This window comes from Achromobacter sp. NFACC18-2, assembly GCF_900108985.1.
Lineage (GTDB): Bacteria > Pseudomonadota > Gammaproteobacteria > Burkholderiales > Burkholderiaceae_B > Achromobacter.
Map to the genome: position 1 here is coordinate 47,521 of NZ_FNYM01000009.1, position 22,406 is coordinate 69,926.

The 22,406-nt window shown below is 68.6% G+C and carries 14 protein-coding genes; 4 read left to right on the top strand and 10 right to left on the bottom strand.

Features of this window, described 5'->3' with window-relative positions:
- Nucleotides 1-5: 5 nt before the first annotated feature.
- Entirely contained in the window at nt 6-989 is a 984-nt protein-coding gene (locus BMW75_RS15395) for a Bug family tripartite tricarboxylate transporter substrate binding protein (protein WP_092580519.1), read from the bottom strand.
- Nucleotides 990-1,098: 109 nt separating this feature from the next.
- Between BMW75_RS15395 and BMW75_RS15400 the strand changes: the two genes are divergently transcribed.
- Nucleotides 1,099-2,058 (top strand): LysR family transcriptional regulator, encoded by a 960-nt coding sequence (locus BMW75_RS15400; protein ID WP_092580521.1) that lies wholly within the window; start codon nt 1,099-1,101, stop codon nt 2,056-2,058.
- A gap of 149 nt (nt 2,059-2,207) precedes the next feature.
- On the opposite strand, the gene BMW75_RS15405 is transcribed toward BMW75_RS15400, so the two are convergent.
- Complete coding sequence (locus BMW75_RS15405) at nt 2,208-4,202, bottom strand: acid phosphatase (RefSeq protein ID WP_092580523.1); 1,995 nt, start codon at nt 4,200-4,202, stop codon at nt 2,208-2,210.
- A gap of 306 nt (nt 4,203-4,508) precedes the next feature.
- Here BMW75_RS15405 and BMW75_RS15410 point away from each other — a divergent pair, with 306 nt between their 5' ends.
- Both BMW75_RS15410 and BMW75_RS15415 read left to right on the top strand, forming a co-directional pair.
- Nucleotides 4,509-10,610, top strand: a complete 6,102-nt coding sequence (locus BMW75_RS15410; protein ID WP_092580525.1) for an autotransporter outer membrane beta-barrel domain-containing protein — start codon at nt 4,509-4,511, stop codon at nt 10,608-10,610.
- Nucleotides 10,611-10,662: 52 nt separating this feature from the next.
- On the top strand, nt 10,663-11,436 hold the full coding sequence (locus BMW75_RS15415; protein ID WP_254792030.1) for a hypothetical protein: 774 nt from the start codon (nt 10,663-10,665) through the stop codon (nt 11,434-11,436).
- Nucleotides 11,437-11,442: 6 nt separating this feature from the next.
- Here BMW75_RS15415 and BMW75_RS15420 read toward each other — a convergent pair whose 3' ends face one another.
- The 4 genes from BMW75_RS15420 to BMW75_RS15435 form a co-directional block, all read right to left on the bottom strand.
- Nucleotides 11,443-13,872: a TonB-dependent siderophore receptor gene (locus BMW75_RS15420; RefSeq protein ID WP_254792031.1), complete on the bottom strand. Its 2,430-nt coding sequence runs from the start codon at nt 13,870-13,872 to the stop codon at nt 11,443-11,445.
- A 125-nt stretch (nt 13,873-13,997) separates the two neighbouring features.
- Nucleotides 13,998-14,948, bottom strand: a complete 951-nt coding sequence (locus BMW75_RS15425) for a FecR domain-containing protein (RefSeq protein ID WP_092580529.1) — start codon at nt 14,946-14,948, stop codon at nt 13,998-14,000.
- Complete coding sequence (locus tag BMW75_RS15430; RefSeq protein ID WP_092580531.1) at nt 14,945-15,454, bottom strand: sigma-70 family RNA polymerase sigma factor; 510 nt, start codon at nt 15,452-15,454, stop codon at nt 14,945-14,947. Before BMW75_RS15430 ends, BMW75_RS15425 begins: the two co-directional genes overlap by 4 nt.
- Nucleotides 15,455-15,644: 190 nt before the next feature.
- The gene (locus BMW75_RS15435) at nt 15,645-16,508 is read right to left on the bottom strand and encodes a prephenate dehydratase (RefSeq protein ID WP_092580533.1); all 864 of its coding nucleotides are present in this window, start codon (nt 16,506-16,508) and stop codon (nt 15,645-15,647) included.
- A 225-nt stretch (nt 16,509-16,733) separates the two neighbouring features.
- Between BMW75_RS15435 and BMW75_RS15440 the strand changes: the two genes are divergently transcribed.
- Nucleotides 16,734-16,964 carry a hypothetical protein gene (locus tag BMW75_RS15440; protein ID WP_092580535.1) on the top strand — a complete coding sequence of 77 codons (231 nt, stop codon included), beginning with the start codon at nt 16,734-16,736 and terminating at the stop codon, nt 16,962-16,964.
- A gap of 97 nt (nt 16,965-17,061) precedes the next feature.
- On the opposite strand, the gene BMW75_RS15445 is transcribed toward BMW75_RS15440, so the two are convergent.
- The 4 genes from BMW75_RS15445 to BMW75_RS15460 are packed head-to-tail and all read right to left on the bottom strand — an operon-like array spanning nt 17,062 to nt 22,384.
- Nucleotides 17,062-19,209, bottom strand: coding sequence for an acetate--CoA ligase family protein (locus BMW75_RS15445; protein WP_175493177.1), 2,148 nt, complete (start codon nt 19,207-19,209; stop codon nt 17,062-17,064).
- A gap of 12 nt (nt 19,210-19,221) precedes the next feature.
- Nucleotides 19,222-20,217, bottom strand: a complete 996-nt coding sequence (locus tag BMW75_RS15450) for an acrylyl-CoA reductase family protein (protein WP_092580539.1) — start codon at nt 20,215-20,217, stop codon at nt 19,222-19,224.
- An 18-nt stretch (nt 20,218-20,235) separates the two neighbouring features.
- A complete protein-coding gene (locus BMW75_RS15455; protein WP_092580541.1) occupies nt 20,236-21,381 on the bottom strand; it encodes an acyl-CoA dehydrogenase family protein in 1,146 nt (381 codons plus the stop codon).
- Between the two features lie 19 nt (nt 21,382-21,400).
- Nucleotides 21,401-22,384, bottom strand: coding sequence for a Bug family tripartite tricarboxylate transporter substrate binding protein (locus BMW75_RS15460; protein ID WP_092580543.1), 984 nt, complete (start codon nt 22,382-22,384; stop codon nt 21,401-21,403).
- Between the last annotated feature and the right edge of the window lie 22 nt (nt 22,385-22,406).

A 22,406-nucleotide genomic window follows, 5' to 3' on the forward strand; every position in this document is an offset into this window, starting at 1 on the left:
GATCCTCAAGGTTGGATGGTGAGATTCAGGGCGCGCAGGACGGAAAGATCGTCGCGAATGCGGGTATCGAAGCTGGCCTTGCTGTAGGACGTTGCCGACTCCATGCCCATCGCCTGCACACGCTCGCGCACGGCAGGCGTTTCCATGACGGCGGCCAGCGCATCGCGCACGCGTTGCAGGCGCTCGGGCGGTACGCCCTTGGGCGCCAGCACGCCCACCCAGCCGGTCATTTCCATGCCTTGCACGGCGCCACTTTCATTGATGGTGGGCAGGTCAGGGTAGGCCGACAGCCGTTGGCCGCTGATCACGCCGAGGGATTTGATGCGACCCTGCTGCAAATGCGGCAAGGCGGTGGGCGGCGCCATGACCGCCATGTCGATCTGGCCGCCCAACAGGTCGTTGACCAGGGGCGCAGCGCCCTTGTAGGGCACGTGCAGCATCTTTGTGGTGGTGCGCCGCTGCAGATCTTCAATGACGACATGCTGGAACGTGCCTTGCCCCGGACTGCCGTAGCTCAGGCTTTCCGGGTCGGCGCGCAGCGCCTGCACGACCTCGTCGATGTTCGATTGCGGCAAGTCCTTGCGGGCGACCAGGATCACCGGCGACGTGAAGACGAGCGAGACGGGTTCGAAATCGTCGGTGCCATAGCGCAGGTGGCTGTTGACCAGCGGCTGCAAGACCACGTCGTTGATGCTGCCGGCCAGCAGCGTCGTGCCGTCAGGCTTGGCTTGCGCGACGCGCCCCGCGCCAATCGAGCCGCTGGCTCCGCCCACGTTTTCGATCACGACCGTCTGGCCCAGTCGTTCACTCAATTGCGGAGAAATCGCCCGCATCACCGCGTCGATGGATCCTCCGGCCGGGAACGGAATGATGAACGTGACGGGCTTGTCGGGCCACGTTGTTGTCTCGGCGGCCGCTGCCGTTGCATTCAGGACCAGCGCAGCGCAGAGGGCGGCGCCTACGCGCGCGCCCCGTAGGAAATGCGACATCGGAAAACCCCTTGAAGTATTGGTATGAGGTTGGTATTGCGCCTTGAATAGCTATACTTGAAAAGTGAAATATCACAAGTAGATATGCCAGTTCGGAATAGGTAGATTCATGCTCAGCCCATCAACCAGCGACCGCTCGTCCGCGGCAACCCTCTTCAATCGTCTGGTTGCGCGCACGCGATTGCGTCATTTGCAATTGATCGTGCTGGTGGCCGAGCTGGGCAGCGTGCAGCATGCGGCAGTGCAGATCGGCCTGAGCCAATCCGCCGCGACGAAAATGGTGCTGGAGGTCGAGCGCGCGCTGGAGACGCGCCTGTTCGAGCGGCACGCGCGCGGCATGCGGCCTACCTTTGCCTGTCGCGACCTGCTGCCCCTGCTGCGTAGTGTGATGAACAATCTGACGGGATGTGCGGAGTCGCTGGCGGCGGCGGGGGCCGGTTTTGAAGGGACAGTGAGAGTGGGCGCCATTACGGCGGGCATTACCGGCGTCATCAACCCCGCGTTGCCGGCGCTTTTCTCTGCCCAGCCCCAAGTGCGGCTGGAGCTGTTTGAAGACGCGCTGCCCGTGTTGCTTGGACGCTATGCGGACGGCGAGCTGGATATGCTGGTGGCGCGCGAACCGGCTCAACTGGCGCCCGATTCGCGGTTTCAGGCCTTGCTGGCCGATGTTTGCGTCGTGGCCTCTGGCCCCAGTCATCCTCTGGCGAAGCGTCGACACCTGCGACCGGTCGATCTGCTGGATTTCCCGTGGGCCAGTCCGCCGCCGGACAGCCAGACGCATAAAGCCTTTGAAGCCTTGTTCGCCGATTGCGGCGCGCTGCCCGCGCTTCAGCCCCTGAGCACGCGCTCGTTGGCGGCCATGGTGCATTACCTGAGGGCCAGCAACGCGCTAATGATGGGACCGCTCAGTTTCGTGCGTGAGGCGCTGGATGCAGGGGCGCTGCGCAGGTTGGACTGCGCAGTGGCCAGTACCCTCCCGCCCTTGGGGCTGGTCAGCCGGCATGAGCCCCGCAACCGCAGCGTTGCGGCTTTCCACGCGCAACTGGTGACGATGGGCGTGGCCGCTTAGAAAGGGATGGGATTGGCCGTGGACATAATCGTGGCTGAACGGACAAACGGCAACCAGGCGGGTGCACCCCGCCTGGTTGCCGTCGGTCTTATCGCGTAAGAATCAGGTCAACCCAAATCGGGCCAACCCCAAATCAGCCCAACCCCAAATCAGCCCGCGGCGTCCAGGCGGACCTGCACGCTGTCCGCGTTGTAGATCGGCGTTGCCTTGAAGCCCTTGACAGTGATGCCATCGAACTTGCCGTGCACCTTGGTGGCTCGCAACACCGTGATCGTCGAGCCGGCCGTGGCCGTGTAGCCCGGACGGAACGCGATGTTCAGCTGGCCGGCCAGCGCGGCATCGGAACTGACCGCCACTTGGCCCGCTTCATCGTCGCCAACATGGGCTTCAAGCGTGCCTGCGGACGTCTGGGTATAACTTCCCTGAACCTGGACGGCCTCTTTTGCGTTCAGTACCAGCACACCTGCGCTGATGTAGACCGCGCCGGTACCCAATGCCTTGTCCGAATCGGCGCGCAGGGATCCGGAAGCGATCACGGTGCCGCCCGAATAGGTGTTTGCGCCCGCCATGGCCAACGTGCCGGTGCCGCTCTTGGTCAGCTTTCCCGCACCGCTGATGTCGTTGCGCCACACGTCCAAGGCGTTGAAGCCGCCGAGGCTGGCGTTCATGGTGACATCCACATCGCCATTGAATGCGCCGTAGCCGTCGGCGGCCGCAAACAGGTTCATGCGGCCAAAGCCTTCCGCGTCGTCAAGAATGGGATAGCCGGAAGGCAGTGCGGTGGTTTTCAGGACAACCCGGCGTTGGTCGTTGTTCAGGTACGGCAGGCGGGTTTCCAATATCACTTCGGCGCCCTTGGGCACCACGGCCGGTTTGCCCGTGTCGCCGATCTGCGTGAAGCTGAACGTCAGGCGGCGGCGGTATTCGGCCTTGTTGGCGTCATGATCGGCAAACCGGTCTTCGCTGAGGTCTTTCGAATGCGCGAAGGCCAGGAACGCTTCGGGCGTGCTGGCGCCCACTGCGGCCATCAGGGTCTGGCGGGCCTGCGCGTACGCAACGGCACGCGTGCCTTCGCTGGCGGCGAAGATGTTGCCTGTCGCCGAGGCCTGGCCCAGGATGCGGCCGCTCATGACATCCAGCGGCGAGTGCATGCCGGCGATGATCCGGCTTTCACCCAATTCAACGCCGCGGGCCACGAGTTCCTGGAAGCGCTCGGGCACCAGATAGGCCATGGCAATGGCATTGCGCACGGATTCGGCGGTGTGGCCGCTGGGGTAGCCGCCGTCGGTGGCGGGGGAAGAACTCTTGGCGGGCTCCAGTTCCGGGACGACCTGCACGCTGGCGCTCCACCGCCACGGGCGCGCATATTTGTAGAAGCGCTTGCTGGGCTCGGTGGAGGCATTGTTGCCCATGCTCTGCACGAACGCGATGGCGTCGCCGAAGGCCGGGTTTGCGGCGCCCGACACGCCCGTGTTGTTGCCGGTGTCGTCGTACTTCACCGTGGCGGCGTCGGGCGCGACGTCGTTGATGCTGGTGGTTTGCTGAGCCGCCGTGCGCCAGGCTGCGGTCAAGGGGCCCAGGCCATCGGTGACGCTGTAGTTCTTGCCGCGGCGGTCGTCCAGATAGGCGGCCTTGGCCTGCTCGGCGGTCCGGCTGGCGGTTGTGCGCACGACAAAGTCGATGTTTTCTTCATGCACGGCCTGGTTCTTGACCCGACCGTCAGTTGCGTCACCGGGAATGCCGGTCCAGTCAGAGGCAATGATGCCGGGGAAGCCATCGGCGCCCGCGGCGTTCACGCCCGCATCGACCAGACGCGTGCGGGGCTCCCAGATTTCCAGGAAGCCGCCCAGCACGCGAACGCCAGCGTTCGAGTCCAGCGTCGCATAGCGCGGATCGCCGCGTTGATTGGTGGCCGCAAAATCGACGAAGGCGGGCGCATCCGGCAGCGGCGCGGTGTCGACCTTGCCCAGACCCGCGGGCGGGGCGGGAATGACGTAGGCGACTTCCCCGCCGTTGCCTGCGTTGCTGTCGTCGTCTCCGTCGTCGTCACCGCCGCAAGCCGACAATGCAAGCACGACCGCCAAGGTGGTAACGCGCAAAGAGTAGAAGGGAAGTGCGTGCCGCAGGAATCTTGCGTGGTGCATGGATGGCGACCGTTTCGGTTGAAGGAGGCGGCATGGTAGGAAACGATTGTTTACTGCTGATGACATGCTTTGGCCGCTGCTTCACCGGCTGAAATCCACGTTTCGTCGAATCGACAAAAGGCCCTTGGATGTGCGTGGTAAAAACCCCGAGCAGAATTAATCAGAAAACTAATGCGGCCTGTTGTTACGGGCTTGCCACAGGGGTTGAAGATGAAGAAGCCGACCGCCAAGCGGACGTCGCGTAACCGGGCCGCGTTTGCTCGGATTCTGGAACCGCGGCGGACGTTGCCGCGACCGGCGGGCTGGATGGGGCTGTTTTCCGTCACCGCGGTCGGCCTGGTCATGGCGCAGCCTGCCGCCGCGGCGTTGAGTTGCCCTGCGGTCAATACCAGCCCCTCGACGTCCACCACCTGCACCATTTCGTCCAGCCAGGGCGGGGCGGGGGCCCAGGTCAGCATCATCAATACCGCCAGCGCCGGCACCGGCGACAACGTTGGCGACTACGGCGGCAACTACACGGTGATCAATAACGGGGCTGTGCTGCAGCCCAGCGCGCCGCAGGGCGGCATCTTCGTGCGCCTGACGGGCGGGATGGGGTCCAGCGATACCAGCAATAACGCCACGAACGGCGGCAATGGCGGCACCATCACCCTCACAAACAATGGCGGGTCCATCACGGTGCAGAACGCGCCGACCTCCAGCGCGCAAGGCAGCGGCCCGGGCATCTGGGCCGACTCGGGCTCGCAGTTCGGCATGTATGGCGCGTCGGTGGGCGGCATCGGCGCCAACGCCAATGAAACGGTGATCGGCGGCGGCAACGGCGGCCGGGGGGGCGAAGGTTCCGCCGTCACGATCACGAACAGCGGCAATATCAGCGTGCAGAACCTGCCGTATGGCGGCGTAGGCATCTACGGCGCCAGCATCGGTGCGCTGGGCGGGAACCAGGACAAAGCGGCGACCGGCGACCAGAATGGCGGCAACGGCGGCAGCAGCAATATCGTCAACATCACCAACTCCGCCGCGGTCTCGGTCACCGGTTCGACGCAGCGCTATGCGTGGGGCATCGGCGCCGAATCGATCAGCGGCGATGGCGGCCAGGACAACGGCAGCGGCGCCAGCGCCGGCGCGGCCAATGCCTCGAATCCGACGATCATCACCAATACCGGCAACGTATCGGTGAATGTCAGCGGGTCTGCACTGAGCAGCATCCGTGGTTTGTATGTCCTGAGCCAGGGTGGCGAAGGCAAGACGTCCGAGGACGGCAGCGACAATGGCGGCACCGGCGGCCAATTCGGCGCGATGAGCGTCGTGAACGGGGGCCAGGTATCCGTGGCGAGCACGTCGACGGTACAACCCGCAAGCCTGTCGAAAGTGTCCGGCGGGATCGTCGTGATCGGGCTCGGGGGCAATGGGGGCATGGGCCCGCAGACGATCACCAACACCAGTGGCGAGATAGGCGGATACGGCGGCGGCGACGGCGGCACCACGACATCGGTGACGCTGAACAGCGGGTCGTCGGTCACGACCTCCGGTGACTACCTGCCCGGCGTCAACGTGATCACGCAGGGCGGCAATGGAGGCGCCGGGCGCGAGGACAGCGACGGTGCGGTGGGCGGCGGTGGCGGCAAGGTGAACATCGTCATGGACGGCACTGCCAGCATCCGCACCAATGGCCTGCAGTCCACCGGCATCTCGGCGAGCAGCCTGGGCGGCGCGGGCGGCGGCGTCGAGACCAGCAGCGGCATCATCGATTTCACGCCCGAGAATGCCGGCAGCGGCGGCGCAGGCGGGGCAGTCACCGTGACCACCACCGGCGGCTCCATTCAGACGCTGAACGACTACTCCATCGGCATCCTGGGCCAGTCCATGGGCGGCATCGGCGGCGCCACCACGGCCAACTTCGAACTCTTCGGCAATGCTGGCGCGGATGCGGGTATCGGCGGGGCCAGCGGCTCGGTCACGATCAGCAGCCTGTCGACGATCTCGACCGCCGGGCAGTCCTCGCATGGCATTTCGGCGCAGGCCATCGGCGGCGGCGGGGGAACGGCGGGCGTCAGCAGCGGCATCATCGCATTGGGCGGCGCGGGCGGCTCCGCGGTCGCCGGCGGCACGGTCAATATCAGCCAGTCCGGCGGGCTGACCACCAGCGGGGCGGGCTCGATCGGGATCCTGGCCCAGTCCATCGGCGGCGGGGGCGGGGACGGCGGCGCGGCGAGCGGTGTCGCCGTCATCGGCGGCCAGGGCGGCGGCGGCGGCAATGGTGGTTCATCCACCGTCGGCATGAACGGCTACACCTTGAATACGGGCGGTGACCATGCCTACGGCATCGTGTCGCAGTCCATCGGCGGCGGCGGCGGGACCGGGGGCGCGGCGTCGTCCTACGACGCCAGCGTCGGGTTTGCCATGTCCGTCGCGGTGGGCGGCACCGGCGGCAACGGGGGCGCGGGCGGCACCGCGGTGGGCAATGTGTCCAACGCCAGCCTGACGACCGGTTCGTCGGGCACCACCAATGGCGATGCGCACGGCGTGGTCGTGCAATCCATCGGCGGAGGCGGCGGAGCGGGCGGCGCTTCCGTGGCAAAGGCCCTGGCGATCGCCGTTCCGGACGAGGACCTGTCCTTCGGCGTGGCGGTGACGTTTGCCATGGGCGGTTCCGGCGCAACGGGCGGCGCCGGTGGCACGGCGTCGTCGGCCATCAACAACTCGATCCTCACCACCTATGGCCCCAACTCGCAAGGCGTGCTGGTGCAGTCCATCGGGGGCGGGGGCGGCCTGGGCGGCAGCGCCTCGGCGCTGTCGACGGTGGTCGGCACCGGCGACTCCGTGGGAGGCACCGTGCAGTCGTCGGTGGGCGGCAGCGGCGGGCCGGGGAGTTATGGCGGCAATGCCACGCTCAGCCTGGCGGGCAGCTCCATCACCACGTGGGGAGACTCCGCGAATGCGCTGGTGCTGCAAAGCATTGGGGGCGGGGGCGGCGCGGGTGGCGTAGGGTCCGCCACCGGACGCAGCCCGAATGTGGACGCCAACGTCTCCATCACGGCGAACGTGGGCGGCGTCGGCGGCGCCGGCGGGCAGGGCGGCACGGCGTCGCTCACCGTCGATCCATCCAGCACGATCGTCACCCACGGCGACGGCGCGCGCGCGGTGCTGGTCCAGTCTATCGGCGGCGGCGGCGGGGCGTCGCAAGGCGGCCAGGTCGGGCTTGCCGTCAATAGCGAAAGCGAGGACGGCACGACCGATGTCCGGGGCACCGTGTCGGTGGGCCGCGGCGGTACCGGCGGCGGCTATGGCGGCACCATCAATCTGAACAGCGACGGCAATGTCACCACGCATGGCGCGGATGCGGACGGCTTGCTGGTGCAGAGCATCGGCGGCTCGGGAGGCCTGGGCGGCGCGGTCGGCGGAACCAGCGAGAACAACGCGTCGGGGTCGCTGGGCGACGCCGGCACGACGTACCAGTTCAACGTTTCGGTGGGCGGCAGCGGTGGCGCCGGCGGCGCGGGCGGCGCGATCGGAAGCACGTCCAATGCTGCGAGCATCGGCGCTTCCACGAATACCTTCGGTGACTACGCGGACGCCGCGGTGCTGCAATCCATCGGCGGAGGCGGCGGCGCGGGCGGCGCATCGACCGCGTCGTCCAGCATCTCGTCATCGAATGTGTCGATTTCGGTGGGCGGTTCCGGCGGAAGCGGCGGCGCGGGCAACAGCATCGTTGCGTTCGTGAATGGCAATGGATCCAACAGCTTCAACACCTCCGGCTACGGGGCTATGGGCATCGTCATGCAGTCCATCGGCGGGGGCGGCGGCATGGGGGCCACCGGATCGCCGCTGGCGCATGGCGCGCTGCGCGCCGGGGCCACGGGCGGCAGCGGCGGAGCGGGCGGCAACGTCACGGTGACCGGCGGCAGCTATGCGTCCATCGGCACCACCGGCGACAGCGCCCACGGCCTGGTGGTGCAGTCCATCGGCGGGGGCGGCGGCATTGCGATGGCGGGCAGCACGGCATCGGCCGCGAATCCCGGCAGTCAGCAATTCGACCTGCACGCGGGCAGCGCGGGCGTCGGCGGCACGGGCGGCGCGATCAATGTGTCTACCGGCCTGAACCTGAACACCTATGGCGATCGCGCGATCGGCGTGATCGCGCAATCGATCGGCGGCGGCGGCGGGATCGTCACGTCCGGCACCGCGACCGGCGTGGGCACGACGGTGCTGGGTGGCGGCAATTCCAATGGCGGCTCGGTCAGCCTGGACCTGCAGTACACCCTGAACACGCATGGCGCGGGCGCGCACGGTATCGTGGCGCAGTCCATCGCGGACGGCGGCGGCATCCTGGGCGACACGACCAAGCTCATCACCACCAACCCGGCCGGATTCCTGCCGACCACGTTCAATTCCAGTTCCGCCGGCAGCGTGTCGGTTTCCTATAACGGCAATCTCACGACCGTGGGCGCCAGCGCCTACGGCATCATCGCGCAGTCGATTGGCGGGGGCGGCGGCCTGGCCGGCGGCCCGCAGGGGGGCTTTGCGGGGTCGGTTAGCAGCAGTGCCGGCAACGCCAGCAGCGTCACGGTGAACCAGAGCGGCACGCTCAGCGCCACGGGTTCGGACTCGACCGGCATCATGGCGCAGAGCCAGGGCGGACAAAGCGAACAGTCCGTCACGGTCAACATCAACGGCAGCGTGGCGGGCGGCACGAACAGCGGCAAGGGCGTGTGGATACTGGATGGCCGCAACAACGTCGTCAATGTCAATGCGGGCGGGTCGCTCAGCGCGCTGTCGAACACGGCGCTGACGTTCAACGGAGACTCCACGACGGCGGCGGGGTCGTTTCTGACGATCAACACCTACGGCACTGTCAGCGGCAACGTCTATTGCGGCAACAGCGATTCCAGCAGCGCCTGCGACTACATCGTTCAGCCAGGCGGCGTGGCCAACGCGGCCGTCGCCTACCAGGCCAACGTCGTCAACGCGGGGCTCATCGTGATCGGCTCGCCCGGCCAATTCCAGACCCTGACCGTGAGCGGCGATTTCAGGCAGGCCGCGGGCGGCGTGCTGCGCGCCGACGTGGATTTTGATGCGATGCGCGCCTCGCAGATGGTGGTGCAGGGCAATGGCGATCTGAATGGCAAGGTCGATGTGCTGGCCGCGGCGCTGCTGCCGGACCGCGAGTTGACGGTGCTGACGGTGCAGGGCGATTCCCAGGGCAGCGTGGACGCCGTGGACAGTCCGGTCTTCGATTACGCGACCCGCCAGGTCGGCCAGTCCACGCGCATCCGGGTGGCGGCCGCCGACTTCAATGCGCTGTCGATGGCGCTGCAGTCGAACCAGCGGCAGGTCGCGGACCACCTTCAGCGCATCTGGCAAGCCGGGGGCAACGCCGCGCTGGCGCCGCTGTTTGGCCAACTGGACCAGGCTTCGCGTCAGGGGGCGGGCGTCTACCGGGACAACGTGGCCAGCCTGTCGCCGGGTGTGACGGCCGCGCCGGCCGTGCAGTCGGCCGCCAATTTGGGGCAATTCACCGGCGCGATGATGTCGTGCCCCACGTTCACCGGCGTCGACGCCTTGACGGGCGAGCAGAACTGCTTCTGGGGCCAGGTCACCGGCCGCTCGACCAGCCAGGATGCCAGCAATGGCACTGCGGGCTTCGACTATGACACGATGACCTACCAGTTCGGCGGCCAGCGCGAGGTCAGCCCGGGCTGGTTCGTGGGCGGCTCGGTGGCCTATGAAAGCAGCAAGGTGCGCGCCACCGACGGCGGCGTGCGCGGGGATGGCGACAGCGGCTACGCGGGCGCGGTGGTCAAGCGCGAGGAAGGAAAGTGGGTGTTCTCGGCGGCGGTGGGGGGCGGCTACGGGGGCTATCGCATGGATCGCAACATCGACATCGTGGGATACCAGGACACCCTCACCAGCCGTCCCGATGTCTATGGTTTCAACGCCCGCCTGCGCGCCGCACGCACCTTCGCGTACGACAACATGTATGTGAAGCCGTACCTGGACTTCGATGCCAGCTATACCCGCATGTCGGGGTACAAGGAGTCGGGTTCGAATCCGCTGGCCTTGTCGGTGGATGGCAGCGACCAGTTCATCCTGGGCCTGTCGCCCATGATCGAATTCGGCGGACGCGCCGAGCTGTCCAACGGCGCCGTGCTTCGGCCGTTCCTGTATGCCGGCGTGTCTTTCCTGTCGCAGGACGATTGGACGTCCAGCGCCCGCCTGCGCGGCGCGCCTGCCGGCACGGCTGCGTTCGACACGACGCTGCCTATCGACGATGTGGTGGGCAAGGTGGGGGCGGGCATGCACGTCATGCGGGCGGGCGGCGTGGATTTCCGCCTGCAGTACGACGGCCAGTTCTCCGAGCACGTGCGCAGCCACAGCGGCACCTTGAAGGTCATGGTGCCGTTCTGAGGAAGCAGGGGCGGCCGGCTTGGCCGCCGGCAGCGCCCGGCGGCGCGTCAGCATGTCCGCTTTCGATTTCGCGTACGCTCTGGGGCTGGCAATTTCTGGACGACACGAAATGTGGCGCACGTTCTTCAAGCTGTCGCTGGCGGTGGGGTGGGGGCTTTGGCTGGCCGCCATGGCGTGGTTCGCGCTGGGCATGCTGCGGTACATACCGTCCGCCGACGCGACGCTGACGCCGATCACCCTTGCGCTCGGGCAGACCGCGCAAGCCGAGGTTTACCGCATCCGCGAAGCGCCGCTGTGGATGGAGGCGCGCTTCGGCGGCCCGATGGGCCGGGAGCGGCCCGAACTGGGGGAGTATTCGACCCGGGCGGGCGCGGGGGACGCGCTGCCGCGCTTCGCCAACCCGGGAGAGCCGGTGCGGATCCGGGTGCGCGACGGCAAGGGGTTGGACGTGGTCCTTGTCGCGGCCCCGCGCAGCGCCGCCAGCGCCACCCATTTCTACCGCAAGCTCTGGCCTGAAACCCATGCCGATGGCGCGGCGCGTGAGAGCGCGCCGCCGTTCCCCGCACTGGCGAAGGGAACCTCGCATCTCACCTTCACGGTGCTAGCGGCCGGGCCCGCGTTGCTGGGCGAAAAGATCGAACTGGAAATCAGCGCGCCCATCGGCCTGAAGCGTACCGCGCCTGGCTGGGACGACGTGTCGGCCTTCATCTTCTGGCCTTTCTACGCCGCGATCCTGGGCGTGTGGGCCTTGGCGTGGGCGGGACTCACGTGGTGGTATCGCCGCCGGGCGGGCGCCCGGAAGCGCCCGCCCGGCCTTGCCGGCTGAACTGCCTCAATACTGATAGCGCAGCGTCAGCATCACGCTGCGCGGTTGGCCGTAGTAGTTCTGCCGCGAGGCGCCGCCGAGCTTTTCGTAGTACTTGCGGTCGAACAGGTTGTCGACCGTCAGCGTGCCCTCGAGATGGCGGTTGTAGCGATAGCCGATCTGGGCCGAGACGAGCGCATAGCTGCCCTGGTCCCAACGCACGTTGCCGCTGCGCAGATAGTTGCCGCTGTTCCAGCGCACGCCGGTGCCCACGCTGAAACCTTGCAGCGCCGGCTGGGTGAAGCGGTAGCGGGTCCAGAGGTTGATGGCGTGGCGCGGGGTGATCGTGCTGTACGAGAGGCCTTCCGTGCCTTCGTTCGCTTCGAGGTATTTGGTCTGGGTGTAGGCATAGCCCGCCACGATGTCCCAGTTCGGCAGCAGCGCGCCGCTGACCTCGGTCTCGAAGCCCTGGCTGCGCACCTTGCCCGCCGCCACCGAATACATCGGGTTGTCCAGGTCACTCATGGCGCGGTTACGGTCCACGATCTGGAACAGCGCGGCGTGCGCGTTGAGCGCGCCGTCCATGAATGCGCCCTTCAGGCCGGTTTCGATCTGGCGTCCCACGCGCGGCGACAGCGTGTTGCCTTGCGCGTCGATTTCGGTCTGCGGCTGGAAGATGCTGGTGTAGCTGGCATAAGCGGACACCTGCGGCGTGAACTCGTAGACCAGCCCGGCATAGGGCGAGGGGCGGGCGGAGATGCGCGTCGTCGTCTGGCTGAAGTCGCCGAAGTACTGGTTGGCGTTGCGTGCGTCGTTCTTCCACCACGACAGGCGGGCGCCCGCGATGACCTTCAGATTGTCGGTCGCCTGGATGTTGGCACGCGTGTAGAGGCCGAACTCGCTCGTGCGGCCGTCATTGCCGTTGACCTGCTCCATCTCGGGCTGGGGCATGTTGATGACCGGCTCGTACACATTGGTCGGGAAGATGCTGCCGCCGCCGTAGTTGAATTGCTTGTGCGTGTAGCTGTAGTCGGCGCCGACCAGCAGGCTGTGCTCGCGGCCGAATGCCTGGAAGGGCTGGTTCACGTGGGCGTCCGCGCCGGTGGTCTGCCAGTGATTGCGGTACGACCAGGCGATGAGGTTGGTGTCGCCGGTGACCGGGTCGACGGCTTTATTGGGCCAGGTGGTCACGCGCGTCGGCGTATCGGTGTCGCGGTGGAACACGCTTGCCTTCACCGAGCCGCCGCCTTCGAACCGGTGCTCCAGGTCGGCGAAGACCTCGGTGGTCTCCTCCTTGATGTAATTCCATTCCGCGCTGAGATTGGTGCTGCGGCGCACGTCGAGCAGCGACCCATCGGCATAGGCCGGCAGGCCGAACGCCGGCGTAATGTTGGAGCGTTGATGCGTGATGCCGGCGGCCAGTGTGGTGTTGGGGGTGAGGTCGGCCTCGATGATGCCGTAGAGCGTGGGGCGTTCCGAACTTACCCGGTCCACGAACGAGCCGCGGTCTTCGTAGGCGGCGATGAAGCGGCCCCGGAGCTTGCCTTCGCTGTCGAACGGCGTGCTCAGGTCGGCCACCGCGCGGTAGTAGTCCCACGATCCCACGCTGGCCTGCGCGCCAAAGGCGAATTCCTGCAGCGGGCGCTTGCGCACGAGGTTCACGCTGCCGCCCGGCTCGCCGGTGCCTTGATAAAGACCCGAGGGGCCGCGCAGCACTTCGATGCGGTCGTAGATGGCAAGGTCAAAGCCCGCCGACAGGTTGCCCGCGCCGGCCGGCGCGCGCATGCCGTCCACCTGGATCGAGTCGAGCGTATAGCCGCGGGAAATGAACCCGGACATGTTGCCGCCGCTTGAGAGCGTCTCGACGGTGATGCCGGTGACATTGCGCATGGCGTCCGACAGGCTGTTGAGGTTCTGGTCGTCGAGCTGCTGGCGCGTGACGACGGACACCGACTGCGGAATCTCCTTGAGCGTCTGCGTGCCCTTGCCGATCGTGACCGCGCGGGTAGCGTACGAGCCCGTTCCTTCGCTGGTGGCGCGTTCGGCGGTGCCCGTCACGGTCACGGGTTCCAATTGCGCGATGCCGCTTTGCGGGGCGGCCTGCAGGGCATAGGTGCCTGCCGCGGTGGGGACGGCGCGGTAGCCGGTGCCCGCCAGCAGGCGGTCAAAGCCCTGCTGCACGCTCATCTCGCCCGAGAGGCCCGGGCTCTGGCGGCCAGCCAGCCAGGCGGGGTCGTAGACGATCTGCACGCCCGCCGCGGCCGCGTATCGCGCCAGCACGGCATCGAGCGGACCCGCTGCGATTGCGACGGTGCGCGCCTGCGCGGCCGTTGCCGCGCCGGGCTGCGCCGCGGACTGGGCGCCCGCCGTCGCGCTTGCCATGGCCGTGCACCAGACCGCCGACCACATCAATGCCTTGCGGGATCCGCTGCCCCGCGCTGCGCGTACACGTGCCATCACTCTTTCATCCTTTCATCGTCAAGCAAGAAGCGCCCGCATCCCCTTGATGCGGTCTTACTTCCTACTCCGCACGACGGCGGAAAAGTGATCACCTGGACGCAAAATATTTTTCACGCGGGCGCTCATGCGTCGGCCGGTCCGACCGAGACCCAGTACCGGGTAAGTCGCTGCACGGCGATCGGCAGGCGTTCCGCCAGGGCGCGCAGGGCCGCATCGGTATCGCGCAGCGACAGCGCGCCCGACACCCGCAGGTCGGCGACCTCTGGATCGCAGCGCAGAAATCCCGGGCGATGGCGCGCCAGCTCCGCCACCACATCGGCAAGGCGCTGGTCGCGCACGACCAGCATGCCTTGCTCCCAGAGCGCCGCGCTGTCGTCCACCGGCGCCAGCGCGCCGGCCCGGGCGAGCGTGAAGCTGCCCCGCTGGCCCGCGTCGATGCGCAAGGGCGCGGCGTGCGCCGGGCGCGCCAGCACCGCGTGCTCGAACACCATGATCTCGGTGCGGTCGTCGACCAGGCGCACCGAAAAGCGCGTGCCCAACGCCTGCACCTCGCCCTGCGGGGTCTGCACCACAAACGGCCGATACGCGGGCTGCTGTTCCTGCCCGGTGGTCACCAGCACCTCGCCCGCCACCAGCACCAGGCGGCGCTCGGCGGTTCCGTAACGCACATCGACGGCGCTGCCGCTGTTCAGGACCAGCCGCGTGCCGTCGTCGAGCGTGCGTGTCAGTTGTTCGCCCGCGGCGGTGCGCAGATCGGCCCGCCAGGCGGGCGCCTCGCGCCAGGCGATCCAGCCGGCCGGCGCGACGACGCCCAGCCCGAGCGCCGCGCGCAGGACGGCGCGCCGGCCCTGGCGCTTGCGGGTGGCGCGCAGCACGCGATGTCCGATCGGCGCGGGCAGAGCGTCGAACGCGCCCAGCACCTGTTCGGCGCGTGCCCAGGCACGGGCATAGGCCTCGCCCTGCGCGAGCCAACGCTCGAACGCCCGCCGGGTGACCGCATCGGCGGGTTCGTAGCGCAGCCGGATCACCCAGTCGGCCGCTTCCTCGAGCAATGCGTCGCCCGGCGCGGTCATTCTGCGGCCGTCATGCAGGCCATCAGGGCCTTGCGCAGATGGCGGCGCACCGTAATCACGGGTTTGCCGGTCCGCTCGGAAAGCTCCTGCAGCGTCAGCCCATCGAGCTGGGCGAGCAGGAACAGGTCGCGCGTGGCCGCGGGCAGGCGCTGCAGCATGGCGTCGACCGCCACCAGCGTCTGCACGATCATGAGGCCGGTTTCCGGAGACGGCACCTGCGGCTCGGGCAGGTGCGCGATGGCGTCCAGATAGGCCTGCTGCACCGCCCGGCGGCGCCAATGGTCGACCAGCAGGCCCTTGGCGATATGCGTGATCAGCGCGCGCGGTTCCTCCCGCAGCACGGGCGGCCGGCGCGCCGCCATCAGCCGCACGAACGTGTCCTGCGCCAGATCGGCTGCGTCGCCGCTGTCGCCCAGCTTGCGATGGAGCCAGCCTTGCAGCCAGCCATGGTGGTGGCGATACAACTGCTCGACCGAGGGGAGGGAAAGGGAGTCGGAAGATTGCAAGATGCCCTGCAGTCTACCTAATGCGAATAAGAAATACTATTAATTAGAGTGGGGCGGGAGGGGTGACGCGGCGTGCGCGCAACAATCATGCCCCTGACGAGCCGCAGGTTGTTTCATGGGGCAGGGGAAGCGGCTGGCGGCCGAAGCCCGGGAGGGAGGGCTGCCGCAAGCGCGTGCGAGGCGGCGCGCCCTACTGGCGGGGATACGAACCAAGCAGCCGGAATTCGGGGTGCGCCTTCAATACCGTCGCCAGCGGTTCCTGCCGGGCGTGGCCCGCCACTTCGATGAGATACCGATGCGTATCCAGGGTCTTTTTGCTGGGGCGTTCATAGATCGTGAGCACCTGCACGTTGGCTTGGACGAGCGCGCGCAACGCGTCGTTCAGGCCGTCGTCCGCGGTGGAGAGCACCAGCGAGGTCTTGTCATGCCCGCTCGGCGCCGGGATGTTTCTCCCCAGCACCCACCAGCGCGTCACATTGTGCGGTCCTTCCTCGATCCCATCGACCAGCGCGTCCAGCGCATACACGGCGGCGCCCACTTTCGGCCCGAAGGAGGCCTTGTCCAGGGTGGCGCTTTCGGCGACAGTCTTGGCCGCCGCGCCGCCGCTTGCGGACTCGGTGCGCCGCACGGCGGGCATTTCACGGTCGAGCCAGGGTTTGACCTCTTCGAAGGCGACCGGATGCGCAAACACTTCCTGGATGTCCTTCAGCGTCGTGCCGGGCCGCGCCAACAGGCTGTAGCCGAGCATCTTGGGGTATTCGCCGACGACGGTCGCGTTGGGCAGATCCAGGACCGCGTCCAGGTACGGCGTGACGCCGACGACCGAGGTCGTCACGGGAACGCACGCCTGTGGCAGCGTGCCCGATGCGTAGCCGGAAAACAGTTCGTCGCGGGTCAGCGCGACCAGCTCGGCGGGCCCGAAAAGGTCGAGGCACGCTTGATGGGTCCAGGAGCCTGCCGGCCCCAGGTAACCAATGGAACCAGCAACACTGGGTGTCATCGTCATCATCCCGATCATGAAACCGGCTGCCGCCGTGAGAAGTTTCCTTGCCATGTCGTCACCTTCGATGTGTGCGGCGCGGGCGGCCGCAAGACGTCATGAAGCGCCAAGACGCTATGAGACTACAGGCGGGTTGAATCTGTATACCGCTGTTTCGCTGCGTCTGGGGCGTTGACCCGGGGGCGTTGACCCGGGGGCGTCGATCGCCGGGCAAGGCAGCGGCATGACACCGGGGCGAGGCCGCGATAGGATGTCCGCTTCCTAGCATCGGGAGGCATCATGGATTGTTCAGTCGAAGGGAAAGTTGCGTTTGCGCAGGGCCATGCCTATCACTTCGCCACGGTGGACGCGGCGCTCGCGTTTCAAGCGTGCGTGACAGGCGGCGGCGCGGTGGAGCAGTGCGCGGCTCAACATGGCTGCACCCGCCGCGTCGAGCTGGAGGATGTGGAGGCGCAGGAAGAGGCGGAACGCCGCGAGAACGACAGGCCGGGAGCAAGACCGAAAGCGTGAGCACGCCGTCAGCGCGCCGAGGGCGTCGCGACGGCGGCGTCCAGGCGCGGCGGCGTTGGCGCCGGACGCGTTGCATCGTCCGGCACCGCCTAGCGCGTCATGCCGGCCTGTCTTCGCGTATCACCACCGCATCCAGGGCGACCACGCCCTGGCCCTCGGGCAGCGCCAGCAAGGGGTTGATCTCCACCGAGCGGAAGTCCGCCCTGTGCGCATGGGCGAACCGTGACAGGGCGGCCAGCGCGTCGGCCAGCGCGTCGATGTCGCACGCAGGCGCGCCGCGCGCGCCTTGCAGCAGGGCGTAGCCCTTGATCTCGCGGATCATCGCCAGGGCGTCGTCGCGGCCGAAGGGGGCCAGGCGGAAGCTCACGTCCTTGAGGACTTCGACGAAGACGCCGCCCAGCCCGAACATCACGACCGGTCCGAATACCGGGTCGCCATGCACGCCCGCGATGCATTCCACGCCTTTGGGCGCCATGGGGGCGACCAGCACGCCGTCGATGCGGGCGTCGGGCCGGTGCTGGCGCACGCTGGCCATGATGTCGGCGTAGGCGCGCCGCACGGCGTCCTCGCCGCGGAGGTTGAGCTTGACGCCGCCCACGTCGCTCTTGTGCGTGATGTCGGGCGATACCACCTTGAGCACCACGGGCATGTCGTTGCCGGCGGCCTGCAGGCCGGCGACGGCGCGCACGGCCGCGTCGGCGTCGCTTGCCAGGGTGCAGGGGGAGGCGGGCAAGCCGGCCTGTTGCAGAAGCGCCATGGCCTGGACTTCGTTATAGGCGTCCTGCAGGGGCGGTGCGTCGGCGGGCGCGGAGGCGGGTGTGGGTGCGGGCGCGTCGTCGATCCCGTCGCGGCCGGCCTGGGCGGCCAGGCCGGCCACCGCGCCGATCGTGCGAACGGCGGCGCTGGGGTCGGGGAACACCAGGCAGCCAAGCTGTTCCAGTTCGCGCCGCCGCGCGGGCGGAAACAGCGCGCTGATCGCCAGCGGCACGTCCGGATGGCGCGCCTGCATCTGCCGGGCGAAGGCTTCGAAGGTGGGCCACAGGGCTTCCGACGAGCCGGCGGCCGCCAGGAACACGGCCAGGGCGTCGTAGCGGCCGTCCGCCAGCATGTCGTCGGCGGTGGCCAGCAGCAATCCCGGTTCGGACACGGCCTGGCCGGTGACGTCGACGGGATTGCGGCCGCTGGCGAAGGGCACGCGCTGCAGCAGCCGGGCCTGCGCGTCGGCGGCGGGTTCGGGCAGCGCCAGCCCGGTGTCGGCGGCTTCGTCGGCCATCAGCGCGCCCACGCCGCCGGAGATGGTGAAGATCCCCAGCCGGCGGCCTTGCGGCGGGCGCTTCCAGGTGTCCAGCGCATAGCCCAGGTTGAAGAACTCCTCGATGGTGCGCGCGCGCAGGGCGCCGTACTGGCGGAACAGCGCGTCGTACACGGCGTCGTCGCCGGCCAGGGCCGCCGTGTGCGAGGCGGCGGCCTGCGCGCCGGCCTGGGTGCGGCCGATCTTGGTGATGACGACGGGCTTGCCGGCAGCGCGGGCCGCGGCCAGGGCGCGGCGCAGCTTGGCGCCGTCGCGGCAGCCTTCCATGTAGGCCATGATGACGCGGGTGTCGGTGTCCCGGGTCAGCCATTCGATGCAGTCGGCCACGTCGATGTCGGCCTCGTTGCCGGTGCTGATCCAGTGCGACAGGCCCAGGCCGCGCTCGCGCGCCATGCTGTACGCGTAGGCGCCGAACGCGCCGCTCTGCGAGACCATGCCGATGCCGCCGGGGGCGACGGCGCCGTTGGCGGGCGCGGGCGAGAACGTCGCGTAGACGTTGCGCCGCACATTCATGAAGCCCAGGCAATTCGGGCCCAGCAGCCGGATGCCGCGTTCGCGCGCGATGGCGCAGAGCCGGTCCTGTTCGGCCGCCCCTTGCGCGCCCGTCTCGGAAAAGCCGGAGGTGAACACCACGGCCGCGCCCACCTGGCCGGGCCGGGCGCGTTCGAGCGCCTGCGCGGCATGGGCGGCGGGCACGGCCAGGATGGCCAGGTCCACGTCCGCGTCGAGCGCGTCCAGGCCGGGCAGGGCCGGCAGGCCGGCAATGGTGTCCGCGCGCGGATTCACGGGGATGATGCGGCCGCCGTAGCCGTGCTGCAGCAGCAGGCTGATGGGCATGGCGCCGATCTTGCCCGGCGTGGCCGAGGCGCCGACGATGGCGATGCCTTGCGGATCGAAGAGGCGGGAGAGCGAGGAGTCGGGAGCGTGGGTCATGGGTATCGGAAATCAGGAGTAGCGCACGACGCTGCGGCCGGTGCTGCCGCGTTCGAGCAGGGCGGTCAGCGCCTGCGGCAGTTCACGGGGGGCGATGACGCGCGCGATCAGGTCCAGATGCGCGGGGCGGTATTCGGCGGCAAGCTTGTTCCACACCTGGCGCCGCAATGGCATGGGGCTGTTGGCGTTGATGCCCAGCAGCTTGACGCCGCGCAGGATGAAGGGAATGACGGAAGTGGGCAGGTCCGCGCCGCCCGCATTGCCGAAGGCGGCGGCCACGCCGTCGGGCTTCAGGCTGGCCAGCGCGTGGGCCAGCAGCGGGCCGCCCACGGAGTCGATCACGCCGGCCCAGCGCGCGCTCATGAGCGGCTTGATCGGGGCCGACGGATCGGGCGGGGCGATCACCTCCTGCGCGCCCAAGGATCGCAGATAGTCCGCCGCGTCCGGTTTGCCGGACATGGCGCAGACGCGGTAGCCGCGCTGGCTCAGGATGTCGATGGCGACGCCGGCGACGCCGCCGGTGGCGCCGGTGACCAGCACCTCGCCGTGGTCCGGCGTCAGTCCGCAGTGTTCCATCCAGTGCAGCGACAGCGCGGCGGTGTAGCCGGCCGCGCCCAGCACGGCGGCGTCGCGCAGCCCGATGCCGGCAGGCAGGGGCAGCACCCAGTCATGGCGCACCCGCGCATATTCGGCGTAGCCGCCGTCGCACTCCACGCCGATGCCGAAGCCGTGCACCACGACCTCCTGGCCGGGCGCGAGCGCCGGGTCGGCCGAATGCACCACGGTGCCCGACAGGTCGATGCCGCCGATGCGGGGATACTCGCGGATGATGCCGCCGCGTCCGGCCTGGGCCAGCGCGTCCTTGTAGTTCAGCCCCGCATAAGCCACCTTGATGAGCGTGTCGCCCGCGGAAAGCTGGTCCACGGTCAGGGTGTCGTAGCGGCCTTGCGGCGGTTCGCCCGGCGCGCCGGCGTGCAGGCGGTAGGCCTGGAATTCAGGGTGTTCCATCGTTGTCTCTCCTGAGGCTCAGGCTTGCGCCAGCAGCCGGCGCGCCAGGGTGGCGCGGTGCAGTTCGTTGGCGCCGTCGTAGATGCGGAAAGGGCGCATCTCCTGCCAGATCATGGACACGGGCGTGTCCTCGGACAGGCCCGACGCGCCCATCATCTGCACGGCGCGGTCGGCCACGCGGTTCACGGCTTCGGACACGAAGACCTTGGTCATGGCGCTGTGCTGCTTCACCGGCAGGCCCTCGTCCATGCGGCCGGCGCAGTCCAGCGTCATGAGGCGGCTGGCGTGCAGGTCGATGTGGGAATCCGCGACCATGGCCTGGATCTGCTGCAGGTCCGCCAGGCGCGCGCCGAACGATTCACGCCGCAGCACATAGGCCTGCGCGGTTTCCAGCGCGCGCCGCGCGCGGCCGATGTATCGCATGCAATGGGACAGCCGCGCCGGCTCCAGCCGCAACTGCGCATGGGCCAGGCCACGGCCGGGCTCGCCCAGCACGGCCTCGTCGCCGACTTCGCAGTCCTGCAGCAGGATCTCGGCGTGGCCGCCGATCTGGTAGCCCGTGACCATGCCGATGTCGCGCACCACCTGGTAGCCCGGCGTGTCGGCCGGCACCAGGAACAGCGTGGCGCCGTCGTCGGTGCGGGCCAGCACCAGCGCAAAATCCGCGCCCACGCCGCCGCTGATGAACTGCTTGTGGCCGTTCAGCACCCAGCGCGTGCCGCGCCGCTGCGCGCGGGTGCGCAGCATGGACGGGTCGGAGCCGGCGCCGGGGGCGGGTTCGGTCATGGCGAAGCAGGCCCGCTGCTCGCCGCGCACCAGCGGCGCAAGAAAACGTTCCTGCTGGGCGGCGTTGCCCAGGCGCAGCAGCGTCAGCATGTTGGGCTGGTCGGGCGCGGCGCAGTTCAACGCGGCCGGACCCAGGAAGCCGCGGCCGGCCTCTTCCAGCACCTGGGCCAGGTCGCGCCAGCCCAGGCCCAGTCCGCCCCATTCCTCGGGCAACTGGGGCGGGTACAGGCCTGCCTCGCGCGCCTGGACGCGCAGCCGGGCGACGCAGCGGTCCAGCGCGGCCACGTCGCGGGCGATGGCGGGGGATTCCGCCGGTATCGCCACGTCGTCGACGAACTGGCGCACGCGCGCGCACAGCGTGTGAAGGTTGGGTTGCATGGCGCTCTCCCTGCGCGGCCTATTGGACGCGGGTGCCGGTGGACTTCACCAGCTTGCCCCACCAGGCGGTCTCGTCCGCGATCTGCTTGGCGAACTCGGCGGGCGTGCTGGCCAGCGGTTCGGCGCCCAGTTCCTGGAAACGGGCGCGCAGCTGCGGGTCCTGCAGCGCCTTGACCACGGCCGCGTGCAGGCGCTCGATCACCGCCGGGTCGGTGCCCGCGGGCGCCATCAGGCCTTTCCAGGCCATCACCACAAAGCCCTTCTGGCCGGCTTCATCGAAGGTGGGGATGTCGGGCGCGGCGGTGGCGCGCTGGTCGCTGGGCACGGCCAGCGCGCGCAGGCCGCCCGCTTTGACCTGCGGCAGCAGGGCCGGCATGTTGTCGATCATGAAATCGATGTGGCCGGCCACCAGGTCGGTGATCGCGGGGCCGCTGCCCTTGTAGGGCACGTGCTCGGCCTGGATCCCGGTCCGCTGCTTGAGCAGTTCGCCCGCCAGTTGCGCGGGGGAGCCGTTGCCCGGCGAGCCGAAGGACAGCTTGCCGGGGTTGGCGCGCGCGTATTGCAGGAATTCCTCCAGCGTCTTCACAGGCATGGATTTGGTCACCACCATCAGGTTGTGCTCGCGTTCCAGGCAGGTGATGGGCGCCAGGTCCTTGGCCGGATCGAACGGCATGTTGGCGTACAGGCTGGGGTTGATGACGGTGGGGCCGGCCGCCGCCAGCAGCAGCGTATAGCCGTCGGGCGCGGCGCGCGCCACGTAGTCGCCGCCGATGTTGCCGCCCGCGCCGGGCTTGTTCTCGACGATGACGGGCTGGCCCAGGATGGGATGCAGGGCCTCGGCCAACAGGCGGCCCAGGATGTCGGTCGAGCCGCCCGGAGCGAACGGCACGATCAGCCTCACGGGCTTGTCGGGGTAGGCCGCGGCGGCCTGGGGCGGCAGCGCCGCGCAGGTAAAGGCCGCGGCGATGGCGCCGATCCATTTCGGCAGGTGCTTGTTCAGCATGATGGAAGTCTCCTTTGGTAGG